Source organism: Vibrio hyugaensis, from assembly GCF_002906655.1.
In the GTDB taxonomy this organism is placed as follows: domain Bacteria; phylum Pseudomonadota; class Gammaproteobacteria; order Enterobacterales; family Vibrionaceae; genus Vibrio; species Vibrio hyugaensis.
Genome location: NZ_CP025794.1, coordinates 2,855,375 through 2,870,610, shown reverse-complemented (window position 1 = coordinate 2,870,610; position 15,236 = coordinate 2,855,375). Strand labels below are relative to the sequence as shown.

The following is a 15,236-nucleotide window of genomic DNA, read 5'->3' as shown; positions in this document are numbered from 1 at the left end:
TTAATCCCATGCCGAATAATGTAAAAATCACGTCGAGTCATCGAGTGCTAGTTGTTGCGCTGCTCGCCGCTGCTTTTGCCTGCTATTTATTGGTTGAGCCCTATGTAAACTCGATCGTAATGGCCTTTATCATTTCACTACTGATGTTCCCAATACATGAGTGGTTTGAGAGCAAAATGCCTAACCACAAAAACTTGGTCTCACTACTCTCCTGTGTGGTTCTAACCTTTATTATTGTGATTCCATTGTTGTTTGTCTTTGCTGCCATCGTTCAGCAAGGGTCCGTCTTTTCTCAAAATACCTATAAATGGGTGACCAATGGTGGTATCCAAGATATCTTCCAACACCCGTGGGTAGTCAAAGGTTTAGCGCTGGTTAATGAGTACTTACCTTTCGATAAAATAGAACCTCAAGCTATCGCAGAGAAGATTGGTCAATTCGCCACATCATTTGGTTCAAATTTGGTTGCTATTAGTGCCAAGATCTTAGGTGACGCCACAAACTTCTTGATGGATTTCTTCCTAATGTTGTTCGTGTTGTTCTTCCTGCTGCGTGACCACGATAAGATCATCTCGGCGATGCGCCATATTCTGCCGCTCTCTCGTAGCCAAGAAGACAAAATTCTGACCGAAATTGAGCAAGTATCGAAATCTGCAGTTATGGGCTCATTCTTAACCGCAATAGCGCAAGGTTTCGCTGGCGGTATCGGTATGTGGCTTGCTGGTTTTCCGGGCTTATTCTGGGGCACCATGATGGGCTTCGCCTCTTTCATTCCAGTGGTCGGTACCGCACTGATCTGGATTCCAGCCGCAGCCTACTTGTTCCTGACTGGTGACACCACTTGGGCAATCTTCTTGACGGCGTGGAGTGTCGTTGTAGTTGGTTCGATCGATAACCTATTGCGTCCATTGCTGATGCAAGGCAGCGCAGGCATGAACACGCTAATGATCTTCTTCTCGCTGCTAGGTGGTCTGCATCTATTTGGTTTAATTGGTCTTATTTACGGCCCACTGATCTTTGCCGTGACCATGGTTCTATTCAATATCTACGAAGAAGAGTTTAAAGACTTCCTCAACCAACAAGACAATAGCTAACAACCGCTTATTCACTTCAAGCTTGGGCCAGATTATGCGAAAATCTGGCCCTAATTATTTCTGATGAACCAAATTTATGTCTGCTTATATCGCTCCAAGCCAAATAGCTCAGCGTCAACTCGAGTATTTTAACGGAAAACACGTTTTAGTTGCTGGTGAAGTAGAAGACTTGTTTCCACTGGAACTGGTGGATCACTGTGAGTCTGTTGAAGTATTCACTTCAAACTACAGCTATTACCGTCAAATCAGCACTTCTGAAAAAATCAAAAGCCATTTTGGTTCAGAGTTTGATGCCGATACGCAGGCAGACATGGTGTTACTGTACTGGCCAAAGGCAAAACCAGAGGCGGAGTACTTACTCGCTATGTTAATGGCGAAGCTAGGCATCAACACTGAGATCGTGGTCGTCGGCGAAAATCGCTCTGGCGTGAAAAGCATTGAGAAAATGTTTAAAGACTATGGTCCTGTGAAGAAGTACGACACGGCTCGTCGTTGTTCATTTTACTGGGGAACATGCTTGAGCGAACCAAAGCCGTTTGATCAAGCAGAATGGTTTAAATCTTATACCATTACCCTTGGTGAACAATCCGTTGAAGTAAAAAGCCTTCCAGGTGTATTCAGCCATGGTGAGTTTGACTTGGGTAGCCAATTACTTTTAGAAACGTTGCCAAACCTGTCAGGTAAAGTGCTCGATTTCGGTTGTGGTGCTGGTGTTTTAGGCGCATTTATGGCGAAAGCCAATCCAGAAATTGCGATTGAAATGTGTGACATCAACGCTTATGCCATCACTTCAAGCCAAGCAACACTCGAAGCGAATGGGTTATCAGGTCGTGTTTTTGCCTCAGATATCTACTCAGACACGGCTAAAGACTACCGCTTCATCATTAGTAACCCACCATTCCATAGTGGTTTAGACACCAACTACAACGCTGCCGAAACCTTACTAGGACAAGCACCACGCTACATGACGCGAGATGGTGAAATGATCATCGTTGCAAACAGCTTCTTGAAATACCCTCCAATTATTGAGCAAACATTCAATAATTGCGAGACGCTAAATAAGACCAATAAGTTCTCGATTTACTACGCGAAAAAGTCTTAGTTTCTCTTTGCGCAGGTGAAATCCTGCGCACTTCTTACTTAAATTTCATTCAACTCTTCGAAAAACTGCGTCACTCCCCACGCTTTGCAATCAACTTTCTTGTCAAAGAAAAAAAACTCGTTAATTTTGTTAATTCTATCGAATCTAACTTCTTATCCGTTTTTAACGAGAACCTTGGCAAGCCCTAGTAATTTGGTCGCTGCCCTTTTATGAGTTGTAATCTTATTCATGTTTAAATTCTACAAAAAGCAGAAATTTAAGCGCCTGCAAAGCACGCTAATGACCGCGTTTTTGGTTCTTAGTATCACGCCTTTGACGATCACTGCGATTTTCTTCCTGCAGTCACACAGTAAAGATCTTCAAGAACAAAGTACCTCACACCTACTTTCTGTGCGTGACACGAAGCAACAACAGATCATCGACTACTTTGCGGCTCAAGAAACTGAAGTCATGGGCTTTGTTCGCTCAGAATTGGCGTATGCCAGTGGTGGTCGATTCTATGGTTTAGTCAATGCATTCAGTCGCCTAGGGCATGATATTGACGAAGCGAGAGAAAACGCACAGCAACGTTATATCCAAGGCAGTGGCGACCAGATAAAAACCTCAATTTTGCCAGAGTCTTCTAACTATGTTGGTAGTGAGCGTTATCGTCTATTACATAAACGCTACCACTGGGCGTACCTAGAACTGTTAAAGCGCTCTGACTTCAACGACATCTTGTTGGTCGACATTGACGGTAACGTGACTTACTCGATCAATAAAGATGACAATTACGGCACAAACTTACTGACAGGCAGCTATAACGACAGCGCCTTGGGCCGAACATTCAAACGTCTATCGGAGGACGTTAATGCGCGTCGTAAGGTCAATGAAGATTACACGCCTATCGTGGTCTCTGACTTTGAGGTAGAAAGTGGTAAGCAAGTTGCTTGGCTAGGTGCGCCCATTGTTCAGCAGGGTTACCTGCATAGCTATGCAATGTTCCGCCTGCCGAACAATGGTATTACCAAACTTATTGCGGAAATTAATCGTGATTCCTCTATTGAAACCTTGTTAGTTGGTAGTGATCATAAACCTCGCACGATTAACACCAAGCAGGAAAACATCCAAAACAGCTTGGAAATTATCGATAAAGCACTGGCGGGCGAAACCGAAGTAGGCACTTACAGCAACCGCTTAGGTGAAGAGATGATCGCGGCGTTTGCACCCATTGAAACTCGTGGCCTAACTTGGGCGCTAGTCGTGCAACTTCCTGAAAAAGAAGCGTTTGCTCGTGTCCATCAGCTTGAGAAACTGTTTGTGATTGCGATGTTGATTGCGATCGTATTAGTCGTTATCGCTTCACATTACTTATCTAATTTCATCACTTCGCCGCTACTCAAGCTTACTTGGGCAGCAGAGAAAGTGTCTGCTGGTGACTTAGATGAAACGACCTTTAATACTCAGCGAAAAGATGAGATCGGGCGTCTTGCGATCAGCTTTGAGCGTATGCAGCGCTCAATTCGTGAAAAGATTCAAACGATTAAACAACAAAACGAAGAGCTTGAGAGCAACATTAAGTTGATTCAAAAGCAAAACGAGGAGTTGCAATTAGCAGACAAACTCAAAGATGAATTCCTAGCGACTACGTCTCACGAATTGCGGACACCGCTACACGGCATGGTGGGGATTGCAGAGACGTTAGTATCTGGCGCAAACGGTGCGATTCCAGCGAGTCAAAAATACCAGCTAGACATTATTATTAAGAGTGGTCAGCGCTTGGCAAATCTCGTTGATGATTTATTGGATTATCATAAGATGCGCTATGGCAGCATGGATATCCAAAAATCAGCGGTAAGCTTAGCAAGTGCAACACGTTTGGTACTGGAACTCTCTGGCCACCTATTAGGTAACAAAACAATCCGCATCATTAACCAAGTCCCGGCGGATTTAAAAGCGGTCTCTGCCGATCCACAACGTATAGAGCAAGTGCTTTACAACTTGATTGGTAACGCAATTAAGTACACCTCAGAAGGTAAAATTGTCATCTCGGCCAATGTGGTGGACGATCAGGTGCGCGTCCAAGTCGTTGATACTGGCCAAGGTATCCCAGCGGAACATTTGGAGCACATCTTTGAACCGCTCATTCAGGCGGGCCAAGATGCAAGTCGTTACCGTCAAGGTGCAGGACTCGGCCTATCCATTAGCCGTCAGCTTATCGAGTTGATGGGCGGCTCACTGTATGTAAGTAGTCAACCAATGGTAGGAACAACCTTTAGCTTCACTTTACCTCTTGCAACAGAAGAGGAAATTAAAGCAACACAAACTCTGGCGGCTCGTGGTCACTTCCAAATCCCTGAAGCAAATTTAGAAAACACCGACGATTTATCTCTGCCAGAAAACCCGGATGGCCCACTACTCTACGTCGCAGATGATGAACCGGTAAACTTACGCGTTTTAGAGAGCTTCTTACGATTGGAAGGCTATCGAGTGCGTACGATTTCAGATGGTCCTGATACGCTAGCGTTAATTGAACAAGAGAAACCAGAGCTGTTGCTATTGGATATCATGATGCCAGGCATGAGTGGCTACCAGGTATGCAGCGAGCTACGTAACACTTACGACCACGCAGAACTGCCGATCATCATGTTAACGGCATTAAGCCAGACAGAAGATCGTGTAAGAGGCTTCGAGGCTGGTGCAAATGATTACTTGTCCAAACCATTTAATAAACAAGAACTCGCCGCTCGAATCCAAGCGCATTTGACAGCAAGCAAAGCCGAAATGCGTCACATGGAAAACAAGTTGCTTGAATCTGAGCTACGTCAACGCGCAGAAGTAGAAGCTAGTTTACTTGAAACACAAGGACGTTTGTTAGAGCAACTTGAGTCTGCTCCAGAAGCCATCATCTGCTTGAGAGAAGACCAACGAATTCGCTTTGCCAACGAGGCGGCTTGTAAACTCTTCAAACGCAGCCTAGAACAGTTAAAACGCTCATCAGCTGATGAACTCATTGCGCCAAAATTCTTAACCGTCAAGCAACCACACTACTGTGGCAAGATTGATATCTACATCGAAGATATTCGTCAAAACATTGAAGCAGACATTCTCAAACTGCCAGAAGGCTCTGGTTTAGACGTTATGTACATCTTTAACGTTGGTGGTGGAGCAAACGCAGCACGTATTCATAATCTGGAAACGGCAGTAGAAGTTCTTTCATGCTATGCGTTCGATGGAGACAAAGATCAACTACAAAAACTGAAAGAGCTGGGCGGAGAGTTTACTCGTCTTGCCGACAAAGCATTAGGCAATAAGAAAGATAAACAAGAGTTGATGCGTGAAGTACTGGTTGATGCGATGACACATGCTTTAGAATACTGGGAGTCCGTTACAGGAGAAACCAAGTTTGCTTTCGCTGAGCAAAGCGGCTTTTGGCGTGTTTACCTAGACCGCAGTACATTACAGACTCGAACACTTGATAAATACATGCGCATCGAAACTTTGCCAAAAACACCACGCTGGAGAACCGTTTTAAACTCGATAGAGTTTATTCTTGAGCACTGTAAAGAACAAAGCCCAGAACGTGCTTACATCGAAGCACAGCGGGACAAACTGCAAAGGCTCCTCACTAGCTAAGCATGCCTATTTTAATTCAAGCCCTGCCTCGCGCAGGGCTTTTTTTGATAGTAAAAGCAGCCATCCTAGCTTCCACAGCAATGCTCAAATGTATTCACCTCATTCACCACTCAATAATGAACCTCTTTCCCACCTCAGTCCTTCCTATAAGACTTGGAAGCAACATATCAGAATCATTTTTAAAAGGCGATTAGACCAAGTTTTTTCTGGGTTGAGTGACGGCAAATAGCATCGTGTCATTTCGAACAAATACGCAGAAAAAACACTTCCTTTCCCCTATAAAAAAAGCATAATCAGCCGCCAAATTTCATCGCCGAAATGGGCTGTTTTTTACTTTTAAAGGGAAAATTGACCAACAATTAACGGAGATTGCGAAGTCAATCACAACAGAACGGCAGATTAAATTTCACCTAGTTAATTAACAAAATTTTCGTGTGTGAGCCAGATCGCCAAAGCAAAGGGAACACAAAAACAACATACAATAGAAGGCCAAAAACGTAAGCAACCACTAACACATAGTATTTAAGGGGGATATAAACTGCGACACATATCAACGTTTATTTTTTAGCCTACAAAGACTTAAAAACGAACAAAATGACGTTTGTAACGTAGTTGGCTGGGTTTTTAACGTTTTTAACGGGAATCGAGTTTGATTATTTTGTGGATAAGGTGTTTTCTTAGTCCTGCCTAAGGCCTACAGGCCACTCTTAAAGCGACACAATTTGAAGTGTAGTGAAGAGGTGGGCCTTGGAGAGTGTTTATCAATTGATAACATTCAATTCCATTAGTGAAATGAAAGCAAATAGTAAGGAACAGCTATGCTTGCCAATATTAAAAAAACAGCACTAGCAACAGCAATTATTGCAACGGCTACTACAGGTTTTGCATCAGTAGCTACAGCCGCTGAGCGCAGTGAACTGACTATCCACCCTAAAGAGTTTACAACTTTTGTTCGTAACTTTAACCCTTTCTTGGGTGCAACAAACCTGCACACAACTACTGACTTTATCTACGAGCCACTAGTTGTTTTCAACGAAATGCACGGTAACACACCGGTATTCCGTCTAGCAGAAAACTTCCAAATGTCTGACGACCTAATGAGCGTAACTTTCGATATCCGTAAAGGCGTAAAATGGTCTGACGGCGAAGCGTTTACCGCTGATGACGTTGTTTACTCTTTCAACCTAGTTAAAGAGAAGCCAGAGCTAGACCAATCTGGTATCAACTCTTGGGTAACTGGCGTAGATAAAATTAACGATTACCAAGTTAAGTTCCGCCTAAGCGAAGCAAACTCAAACGTTCCTTACGAAATTGCTAAAGTACCAGTAGTACCTAAGCACGTATGGAGCAAAGTGAAAGATCCATCAACATTCACTAACGAAAATCCAGTAGGTTCTGGCCCATTCACAGTGATCGATACTTTCACTCCTCAACTGTACATCCAGTGTGAAAACCCTAACTACTGGGATGCAACGAACCTAGACGTTGACTGTCTACGTGTTCCACAAATCGCAAACAACGACCAATTCCTAGGTAAAGTTGTAAACGGTGAGATGGACTGGACTTCTTCATTCGTTCCAGATATCGACCGTACTTACGCAGCAGCGAGCCCTAAACACCACTACTGGTACCCGCCAGCAGGTACACAGGCATTCGTTGTAAACTTCAAGAACCCAGATGCAGCGAAAAACGAAGCACTAACTAACGTTGACTTCCGTCGTGCATTCTCTATGGCTCTTGACCGTCAAACTATCATTGATATCGCTTTCTACGGCGGCGGTACTGTGAACGACTTCGCATCTGGCCTTGGCTACGCATTCGAAGCTTGGTCTGACGAAAAGACTCATGACAAGTTCAAAGCTTACAACTCATACAACGCTGAAGGCGCTAAGCAACTTCTAGCTAAAGCAGGCTTTAAAGACGTAAACAAAGATGGTTTTGTTGACACACCATCAGGTAAGTCTTTCGAGCTTCTAATTCAATCGCCAAACGGTTGGACTGACTTCAACAACACTGTACAGCTTGCTGTTGAGCAACTTGCAGAAGTAGGCATCAAAGCACGTGCTCGTACACCAGACTTCTCTGTGTACAACCAAGCAATGCTTGAAGGTACTTACGATGTTGCGTACACCAACTACTTCCACGGTGCAGACCCATACACTTACTGGAACAGTGCTTACAACTCAGCGCTTCAGTCTGGCGACGGTATGCCTCGTTTCGCGATGCACTTCTACAAGAACGATAAGCTAGATGGCCTACTTAACAGCTTCTACAAAACAGCTGATAAGCAAGAACAGCTAGAAATCGCTCACGGTATCCAGCAAATCATCGCTCAAGACCAAGTGACTATCCCTGTATTGTCTGGTGCTTACATGTACCAATACAACACAACTCGCTTCACTGGTTGGTGGAACGAAGAAAATCCTAAGGGCCGTCCAAACATTTGGGCTGGTATCCCAGAGCGTCTACTTCACGTATTGGATCTAAAACCAGTTAAATAAGTAGAAGTTCATTTCTAGCGGCACACATCCCGTGTGCCGCCTATAAAAATCCCCTTGTGACCAAACCAACATATGGCGCTCGTCGTCAGGGGATTTTTCGCTCTAAATTTCGCTAGGAGCGACCTGAAACCAGAAACAGGGAAAAAATCTGGGTGAGTAAGGTGTGAGTTATGGGTTATTTTTTAAGACGTTTGTCGTTCTATCTTGTCGCGCTCTTGGTTGCAGCGACGTTAAACTTCATTATTCCGCGAGCAATGCCTGGTGACCCAGTTACCATGATGTTTGCTAACGCATCAGTACAGGTAACACCAGAGCGAATCGCAGCAATGAAAGAGCTGTTAGGTTTCGTTGATGGTCCAATTTATGTTCAATACCTGTCGTACATTAAAAACATTCTAAGCTGGGAGCTAGGTACTTCTATCCAGTTCTACCCGCTTTCAGTTAACTCTCTACTAGGTAGTGCATTTGGTTGGTCACTATTCCTAGCAGGTACGGCAGTTGTACTTTCATTCTCTATTGCATCTGTACTGGGTATCTTTGCAGCATGGAAACGTGGTAGCAAATACGATGCATTTGTAACGCCTGGAACGCTGATTATCCAAGCAATCCCGCAGATGGTTATCGCGATGTTAGCGCTGTTTATTTTTGCAATAGGTCTTAAATGGTTCCCATCTGGTTACGCTTACACACCGGGTACCATTCCTGACTGGACAAGCTGGGAATTCATAAAGGACGTTGGTTATCACGCGGTTCTTCCATTGTTCTGTGCAACGATTGTTCAGATTGGTGGCTTCCTAGTAAACATGCGTAACAACATGATCAACCTTCTTGCTGAAGACTACATCACGATGGCAAAGGGTAAAGGTCTAAGCCAAAACCGTGTTGTATTTAACTACGCTGCACGTAACGCGCTACTACCAAGTGTTACTGCACTTTCAATGTCTCTAGGTATGGCAATCGGTGGTCAGCTTATCATCGAGATGATCTTCAACTACCCAGGCCTAGGCACGGTGCTTCTAAACGCAATTCACGCACGTGACTACCAAGTACTTCAAGGTCAGCTAATTATCATGACTATGTTCATGCTGTGCTTCAACTTAATGGCTGACATGCTGTACATGATTCTAGACCCTCGCCTACGTAAGGGAGGCAAATAATCATGAAAGAACTATTTAAACTGATTTTAGGTAACGCGTTCGCACGTGTTGGTTTAGCCATTATCGCTTTGTTTATCTTTGTTGCAGTGGCTGCTCCTTTAATTACTCAACACGCACCAGACAAACGCACGGGTAACCCACATGAATACCCTGGTTTTGTTGTAAAACAAGCGCAAAACAATCCTGATGGCTGGGTGGCTAAAAATCTAGCCGACGACCGTCGCACGCTTATCATGTCGAAAAAAGCGGACCACGTTCTAGGTACGTCTCGCATGGGTCGTGACATTTGGTCTCAAGTGGCATACGGCGCGCGAGTATCTCTAGGTGTTGGTTTCGGTGCTGGTGTTATCGTGTGTTTCCTAGCAACGGTTATCGGTATCTCTGCTGGTTACTTTGGTGGTCGTGTTGATGACGTGTTAAGTGCCGCAATGAACATCATGCTGGTTATTCCACAATTACCGCTGCTGTTTGTACTTGCCGCCTTTATCGGGGAGGCTGGGCCACTCACCATTGCATTAATCATTGCCGGTACCTCCTGGGCTTGGGGTGCACGTGTGGTTCGAGCTCAAACCATGGCCTTGCGTGAAAAAGAATTTGTTAAAGCGGCTGAGGTTCTTGGTGAGTCATCTCTTCGTATCATCTTCGTTGAGATTCTACCAAACCTTATCCCAATCGTAGGTGCAAGCTTCATCGGTTCAGTAATGCTAGCAATCAACACGGAAGCCGTAATCTCGTTCCTAGGTCTGGGCGATGCGAACACCATCAGTTGGGGCATCATGCTGTACAACGTACAAACCTCATCGGCGATGCTAATCGGCGCATGGTGGGAAGTTCTAGCACCTTGTATTGCACTAACGTTACTGGTTACAGGTCTTGCTCTACTTAACTTCGCCGTTGATGAAATTGCGAACCCGCAGCTTCGCTCTCACAAAGGCATGAAGCGCTGGAAGAAACTAGCAGCAAAAGACAAGAAAGAGCGTGAGCCTGAACTGGCACCACAAAATGCACTATGGAGCGGAGATAAATAATCATGACTGCACCACTAATTTCTATCCGTAACCTATGCGTAGACTACATTACAGATGCGGGCGATGTCCGCGCCTGTAACAACGTCAGCTTTGACATCGCACCCGGCGAAGTATTCGGCCTAGCAGGTGAATCAGGCTGTGGTAAATCGACTGTTGCCTTCTCGCTAATGCGCCTTCATAAGCCGCCAGCGTTTATCACTGGTGGTGAGGTTATCTTCAATGGTGAAGATATCCTCCAGTACAGCGATGACCGTATGCAAGCGTTCCGTTGGAGCGAAATGTCGATGGTATTCCAGAGTGCGATGAACGCTTTGAACCCTGTTCTTACTATGGAAGAACAGTTCTGCGACGTCATCATGCGTCATACCAATATGACGCGTGCTCAAGCAAAAACACGAGCTGAAGGTCTGCTGGAAATCGTTGATATCCACCCTAGCCGCTTAAGCGACTACCCACACCAGTTCTCCGGTGGTATGCGTCAGCGTCTAGTCATCGCAATCGCTTTGGCTCTGAATCCAAAAATGATCATCATGGACGAACCAACTACCGCACTAGATGTAGTAGTTCAACGTGAAATTCTACAAAAGATTTACGCGCTTAAAGAAGAGTTTGGTTTCTCAATCCTGTTCATCACGCATGATTTGTCTTTAATGGTCGAGTTTTCTGACCGTATCGGCATCATGTACTCAGGTGAATTAATTGAAGTTGCACCTTCTAAGCAGATTCTGGAAAGTCCTTACCACCCTTACACCAAAGGTTTGGGTAGCTCTTTCCCTCCACTAACTGGTCCAAAGACCAAATTGACTGGTATTCCAGGCAACCCGCTGAACTTGCTAGAAGTGCCACAAGGTTGCCGCTTCCAAGCTCGTTGCGACCGCGTACATGAAGCATGTACACGAGTACCAACCCAACTACGTCAAATTGAACCAGGTCGTCTCTCAAATTGTCATTTGTACGGCGACACCATTGCTCAAGCTAAGGTTTAACAACAAAAAATAACGCTAGCTAAGAACAAAAATTACACTGGAGAGAATTATGAGCAAACAATTCGGCGAACTGCTGATTGAAGGTAAAAATGTCGTTAAGGACTTCCCTTTAAACAGTAACTCAATCAAACAATCTAAGATGCGTGCAATCAACGACGTATCTTTCAAAATGTACAAGAGCCGCGGCTTGTCAGTGGTAGGTGAATCTGGTTCAGGTAAGTCTACTACTGCAAAAATGATTGCTAAAATGTACGCACCAACCGATGGCATCATTGAATACAAAGGTCGTGATATCCAAGACATCACTTCTCGTCACGATTTGATGACTTACCGTGAAGGTGTGCAAATGGTATGGCAAGACCCGTTCGGCTCGCTAAACCCAACACACAACATTTTCCACCATATTGCTCGACCACTGTTGATCCACAAAAAGGTATCACCGGGCAATAAAAAGGAACTGGAAGAACGCGTGTATGACCTGCTGGAACAAGTTGGTCTTATTCCACCAAAGGAAACTGCCCAAAAATTCCCACATCAACTTTCTGGCGGTCAACGCCAGCGTGTGAACTTGGCTCGTAACATTGCGGTTGGTGCAGAAGTGGTACTGGCTGACGAACCAACATCAATGCTTGATGTATCGATCCGTGCCGGTGTTCTTAACCTGATGGAAGAAATGAAGTTTGAGAAACAAATGTCTCTGCTTTACATCACGCACGATATCGCGACAGCGCGTTACATCGCTGAAGATCTTGCGGTTATGTATGTAGGCCACATGGTTGAATGGGGCGATACAGAGGAAATCATTCATAAACCTCAACACCCATACACACAACTACTGGTTTCTGCCGTTCCTGATCCATCGAAGTCAATCCACGAGAAGTTGAAAGGCAACAAAGGCGAGATACCACTTTGGACGCCAGAATCAGTTGGTTGTCCATTCGCAGGACGCTGTGTTCATGCCACAGACAAATGTCGTGAGCGACTGCCTGCTGTAACTCAGCTATCTGACAACCACTTTGTTCGTTGTTACTTATTTGAAGATTAATCATAACGAGGGTCAGGTATAAATCTGGCCCCTTTTTCCCTTTATATTTTATTGTTTCCCGGAGAAATTTGAATGCTGCTACTGACTAACCACATTGGTTACGAGCGTCTGGGCCCTAAAAAAGCGATCATCCAGACAAGCCAACCACGTCTGTCTTCTTATACTGCTTTATTGGTTTGTGCGGACAGCCACCAAACTGTCGCTACGCTAACAGTGGAAAAGCAAGGCAAAGTAGCGAGCTGGCATCAAGGTCATTTCTATCTTGTAGACTTTTCTTCATTTAATACTCCTGGTAACTACTACCTTCGTTTCGATCATTTGCGTTCATCTCACTTTGAAATTGGTGAACATATTCTTCTCGATCAAACACTATCTGACGTGATCCACTACTTTAAGTCTCAACGTTGTGGTGGCATTTTTGATCAACAAGATCGTCAGGTTCCACTGCTAAATTCCGACGAAACCACAGATGTTCACGGCGGTTGGTATGACGCTTCAGGCGATGTCAGTAAATATCTGAGTCATTTGTCATACGCAAACTACCTAAACCCACAGCAGACACCAATGGTGGTGTGGAACATGTTGAAAGGTTTGTCTCTGCTTGAAGGCAACGACAAACTGGCTAAATTCACTTCTACTCGCCTTATTGAAGAAGCACTGTTCGGTGCAGACTTCCTTGTTCGTATGCAAAACGAAAAAGGCTTCTTCTACATGACGGTGTTCGACAAGTGGAGTAAAGACATAGCTCAACGTGAAATCTGCGCCTACGAAACCCAACTTGGTCATAAGTTTGATGACTACCAAGCCGGTTACCGACAAGGAGCTGGCATTAGCATTGCAGCATTAGCTTCAGCAGCACGTCTAGAGTTTCACGGTGAGTTCGACCAACAAAAATACCGTAATGCAGCAGAAAACGGCTACTGGCATTTAAAAGAGCACAACACCCAATATCTAAACGATGGTGAAGAGAACATCATCGATGAATACTGCGCATTGCTTGCAGCCGTTGAGCTATTCAAGACCACCAAAGAAACCCGCTACCTAGAAGAAAGCCGCGTATGGGCAAACCGTCTTTCTGCTCGTCAAATGAGTGATGAGTACATTCAACATTTTTGGGCAGCCAATCAAGATGGCAGCCGCCCTTACTTCCATGCGGCAGAAGCAGGACTTCCGGTTATTGCGCTATGCGAATACTTGGCGATTGAAGACGACTCTGAGCGCGCTTCAGTAGCAAAACAAATCATCACCCAAGCTTGTGAGTTTGAAGTCGCAATCACCAATAAAGTGAAGAACCCATTTGGTTACCCACGCCAATATGTAAAAGGCGTAGACGAAGCGAAGCGTGATGCGTTCTTTGTGGCACACAACAATGAATCGGGTTACTGGTGGCAAGGTGAAAATGCTCGCTTGGGTTCACTGGCAACCATGGCGTATTTGGCACAACCTTTTATCGAGTCAGAAATTCTAAAACAACAGCTTTCAAAACTCGCACAAGATTCTATCAACTGGATTGTTGGTCTGAACCCGTACGACATGTGCATGTTGGACGGTCATGGCCGTAACAATCCGGACTACCTTCCTCAATATGGTTTCTTCAACGCAAAAGGTGGCGTTTGCAACGGTATCACCGGCGGTTTCGAAGATGAGGAAGACATTGCATTTAATCCACCAGCACAGAAAGACGACATGCTTCAGAACTGGCGTTGGGGAGAACAATGGATCCCGCATGGCGCTTGGTACCTACTCGCAGTAATGAGTCAGGCTCAGCACATCTCGACTTTAGCGAACTCTCAAGAAATTAAGGAGCAATAACCATGGGGATGTATTTTGTAGGTATTGACGGCGGCGGCACTTCATGCCGAGCCCGTATCAAAGACGCGCAAGGTAACTTCATTGGTGAAGCGAAAAGCGGCAGTGCAAACATCATGCTGGGAGCGGAAGTCGCAATGGCATCCATTCTTGAATCAATAGCTTCAGCAGCCCAACAGGGTGGCCTTACTCAGCAAGACTTTGCCTCTATGCACGTTGGCTTAGCTCTTGCGGGAGCTGAACACAAAACCTCTTGGCAAGCATTCATGGCTTTGGAACACCCATTTGCCAGTATGACACTCAACACTGATGCTTACGGTGCTTGTATTGGCGCGCACAGCGGTAAAGATGGCGCAATCATGATTGCTGGAACCGGTTCTTGCGGTATTTTCCTGAAAGGCCTTGAGCAACACGTTGTTGGTGGACGTGAGTTCCCGATCTCCGACCAAGGCGGCGGCGCAGTAATGGGATTACGCCTGATTCAACAAGTCTTGCTAGCAGAAGATGGCATCCGTGAAAAAACACCTCTAGCAGCGCATGTCATGGCTCATTTTGAAAATGACATCGACAACGTAGTGGCATGGTCTAAACAAGCTCTACCTCGCGATTACGGTCAATTTTCTCCAGCAATTTTCCAACATGCAGAACAAGGTGATGCACTGGCGATTGAAATGCTTAAGCAGACCGCTGCCGATATTGAGATGTTTCTGGTTGCGTTAAACAAACGCGGGGCGACTCGTATTTGCTTAATGGGCGGTATTGCTGAACGCATCCTGCATTGGCTGTCACCTCCTGTTCAACAATGGGTGGTAGAGCCTCAATTTGATGCGATTGAAGGAGCTATTATGTTTGCTGGTAAACCAGAGCATAACCTTTACGCCGTGAGTGTTGAGTAGGAG

10 protein-coding genes are annotated in these 15,236 nt (G+C 45.1%); all 10 read left to right on the top strand.

Annotated elements, in window-relative coordinates; all coding sequences use genetic code 11:
• Positions 1 to 8 precede the first annotated feature (8 nt).
• The 10 genes from C1S74_RS14190 to C1S74_RS14140 all read left to right on the top strand — a co-directional run bounded on the left by C1S74_RS14190 (position 9) and on the right by C1S74_RS14140 (position 15,233).
• Positions 9 to 1,094: an AI-2E family transporter gene (locus C1S74_RS14190; RefSeq protein ID WP_045403825.1), complete on the top strand. Its 1,086-nt coding sequence runs from the start codon at positions 9 to 11 to the stop codon at positions 1,092 to 1,094.
• A gap of 76 nt (positions 1,095 to 1,170) precedes the next feature.
• A complete protein-coding gene (rsmC, locus tag C1S74_RS14185) occupies positions 1,171 to 2,196 on the top strand; it encodes a 16S rRNA (guanine(1207)-N(2))-methyltransferase RsmC (RefSeq protein WP_045403823.1) in 1,026 nt (341 codons plus the stop codon).
• Positions 2,197 to 2,424: 228 nt separating this feature from the next.
• A complete protein-coding gene (locus C1S74_RS14175; RefSeq protein ID WP_045403820.1) occupies positions 2,425 to 5,811 on the top strand; it encodes a response regulator in 3,387 nt (1,128 codons plus the stop codon).
• Between the two features lie 818 nt (positions 5,812 to 6,629).
• Positions 6,630 to 8,312 (top strand): ABC transporter substrate-binding protein, encoded by a 1,683-nt coding sequence (locus tag C1S74_RS14170; RefSeq protein WP_045403818.1) that lies wholly within the window; start codon positions 6,630 to 6,632, stop codon positions 8,310 to 8,312.
• 170 nt (positions 8,313 to 8,482) lie between these two features.
• The gene (locus tag C1S74_RS14165) at positions 8,483 to 9,469 is read left to right on the top strand and encodes an ABC transporter permease (protein WP_038865841.1); all 987 of its coding nucleotides are present in this window, start codon (positions 8,483 to 8,485) and stop codon (positions 9,467 to 9,469) included.
• A gap of 2 nt (positions 9,470 to 9,471) precedes the next feature.
• Complete coding sequence (locus tag C1S74_RS14160) at positions 9,472 to 10,497, top strand: ABC transporter permease (protein WP_039976207.1); 1,026 nt, start codon at positions 9,472 to 9,474, stop codon at positions 10,495 to 10,497.
• A gap of 2 nt (positions 10,498 to 10,499) precedes the next feature.
• The gene (locus C1S74_RS14155; protein ID WP_005386550.1) at positions 10,500 to 11,483 is read left to right on the top strand and encodes an ABC transporter ATP-binding protein; all 984 of its coding nucleotides are present in this window, start codon (positions 10,500 to 10,502) and stop codon (positions 11,481 to 11,483) included.
• Between the two features lie 49 nt (positions 11,484 to 11,532).
• The gene (locus C1S74_RS14150) at positions 11,533 to 12,528 is read left to right on the top strand and encodes an ABC transporter ATP-binding protein (RefSeq protein WP_042603152.1); all 996 of its coding nucleotides are present in this window, start codon (positions 11,533 to 11,535) and stop codon (positions 12,526 to 12,528) included.
• A gap of 72 nt (positions 12,529 to 12,600) precedes the next feature.
• Positions 12,601 to 14,340 carry a glycoside hydrolase family 9 protein gene (locus C1S74_RS14145; protein WP_045403815.1) on the top strand — a complete coding sequence of 580 codons (1,740 nt, stop codon included), beginning with the start codon at positions 12,601 to 12,603 and terminating at the stop codon, positions 14,338 to 14,340.
• 2 nt (positions 14,341 to 14,342) lie between these two features.
• Complete coding sequence (locus tag C1S74_RS14140) at positions 14,343 to 15,233, top strand: glucosamine kinase nucleotide-binding domain-containing protein (RefSeq protein WP_045403813.1); 891 nt, start codon at positions 14,343 to 14,345, stop codon at positions 15,231 to 15,233.
• The last annotated feature ends 3 nt before the right edge of the window (positions 15,234 to 15,236 follow it).

What these genes read in the sequence shown, in the direction of transcription:
- C1S74_RS14190 (WP_045403825.1), top strand. Translation starts at nt 9, where the DNA reads ATGCCGAATAATGTAAAAATCACGTCGAGTCATCGAGTGCTAGTTGTT.
- rsmC (WP_045403823.1), top strand. Translation starts at nt 1,171, where the DNA reads ATGTCTGCTTATATCGCTCCAAGCCAAATAGCTCAGCGTCAACTCGAG.
- C1S74_RS14175 (WP_045403820.1), top strand. Translation starts at nt 2,425, where the DNA reads ATGTTTAAATTCTACAAAAAGCAGAAATTTAAGCGCCTGCAAAGCACG.
- C1S74_RS14170 (WP_045403818.1), top strand. Translation starts at nt 6,630, where the DNA reads ATGCTTGCCAATATTAAAAAAACAGCACTAGCAACAGCAATTATTGCA.
- C1S74_RS14165 (WP_038865841.1), top strand. Translation starts at nt 8,483, where the DNA reads ATGGGTTATTTTTTAAGACGTTTGTCGTTCTATCTTGTCGCGCTCTTG.
- C1S74_RS14160 (WP_039976207.1), top strand. Translation starts at nt 9,472, where the DNA reads ATGAAAGAACTATTTAAACTGATTTTAGGTAACGCGTTCGCACGTGTT.
- C1S74_RS14155 (WP_005386550.1), top strand. Translation starts at nt 10,500, where the DNA reads ATGACTGCACCACTAATTTCTATCCGTAACCTATGCGTAGACTACATT.
- C1S74_RS14150 (WP_042603152.1), top strand. Translation starts at nt 11,533, where the DNA reads ATGAGCAAACAATTCGGCGAACTGCTGATTGAAGGTAAAAATGTCGTT.
- C1S74_RS14145 (WP_045403815.1), top strand. Translation starts at nt 12,601, where the DNA reads ATGCTGCTACTGACTAACCACATTGGTTACGAGCGTCTGGGCCCTAAA.
- C1S74_RS14140 (WP_045403813.1), top strand. Translation starts at nt 14,343, where the DNA reads ATGGGGATGTATTTTGTAGGTATTGACGGCGGCGGCACTTCATGCCGA.